The following is a 1312-nucleotide window of genomic DNA, read 5'->3' on the forward strand; positions in this document are numbered from 1 at the left end:
TGTACAACCCAAACATCGTTTACATTTTCCCTAAGGACATCGTTTACATTTACTGGGTTGTAAATGCCACTGAGTGGCAGGTTTAATTTTCATTTCTCGGGCATCAAAAATACCTAAGAAATGAAAACGATAGTAAATATGCCAAATACCGTCTGCGTAAGGCTCAAAGGCAACCGGTTCATTGGCAAGCACTTGGCTAAGGTAGTATGTTTTACCTTGCCATTTTACTTCGCCACTTAATTTTACTTTGCGGATATCAACACCGTCATCATAGTCATAAGGCTTAATGACCCCTGTGTAAGTCCGCATTGATGGCTGATAGCATTCTGTCGGCGTTTTACGACCAATACCTTCGTGCGAGCGTTCTTCGTTATATTCTTGCAAGAATTGGTCAAAGAACTCTTGCTGTGCTTCCAAGCTCTGCTTAGGCGAAAGCTGGGCTTTTAAGCTACGGTGCATTCGTTCGTGTCGCCCATTTTGCTCCGGGTGTGATGGCTTAATGCGTTCTGGACGAATGCCTAAGTCAATCCACCATTTAGATAATTTGCTGATGCCACCTAGTGCTTGTGAAGCAAAGGGTGAACCGTTATCCGTACGAATCGCACAAGGCATACCAAACACCGTAAAAAGACGTTCAAACTCAGCAATAACAGGGGCTGAACGTGTGTTCGGTAATCCTTTGCAACAGAACAAAAAGCGACTGAAATTATCCGTTACGGTAAGCGGATAGCAGGGCTTTTGGTTACCAAGCAAAAATTGCCCTTTAAAATCGGCACTCCAAGTAGCATTAGGTGCGGAGCAATCGCCAAAGGGTTCGGAATACGCACTCATACGTCGCTTGAGCTTTCTCGGTTGAACAAGTCCGGCACGAGCCAAAATTAAATCACCGGTGCTATCAGCAGGCTTTTTTTGGTCAGGAAAATGCCGAGCAAAGCTATCTAGCAGTTTTTTGGGACCCCAATGAGGACGTTTAATCTTCTCATTGATAAGCCACTGGCAAATCCACGATGGTGTAGCCTTTGGGCTATGAAGCGGTTTACGAGATAACTCGGTTAAACCTTCAAAGCCAAGCTGTTCGTGGCGTTTAATCCATTTATCAGCTGTTGGACGGCTGATATTGAACTGTTTACAGAGTTCAACTTTAGTATAGCGTCGGCTAAGCCACGCTTTAATAAACAGTACACGCTGTTGCATCGTATTGGTCTCTATCCAAGGCATCATCAATCTCCTCAAGGATTTTGATGATAAGTTTACGAAAGAATGTAAACGATGTCTTTGGGTTAAGATGTAAACGATGTTATCAGGTTGTACC

Annotated in this window: 1 protein-coding gene; it reads right to left on the bottom strand. The window is 43.8% G+C overall.

Annotated elements, in window-relative coordinates:
- Positions 1 to 30: 30 nt before the first annotated feature.
- Entirely contained in the window at positions 31 to 1218 is a 1188-nt protein-coding gene (locus tag A1D25_RS05090; protein WP_157394617.1) for an integrase core domain-containing protein, read from the bottom strand.
- Positions 1219 to 1312 lie beyond the last annotated feature (94 nt).

Source organism: Ursidibacter arcticus (assembly GCF_009761375.1).
In the GTDB taxonomy this organism is placed as follows: domain Bacteria; phylum Pseudomonadota; class Gammaproteobacteria; order Enterobacterales; family Pasteurellaceae; genus Ursidibacter; species Ursidibacter arcticus.

What these genes read in the sequence shown, in the direction of transcription:
- A1D25_RS05090 (WP_157394617.1), bottom strand. Translation starts at nt 1,218, where the DNA reads ATGCCTTGGATAGAGACCAATACGATGCAACAGCGTGTACTGTTTATT.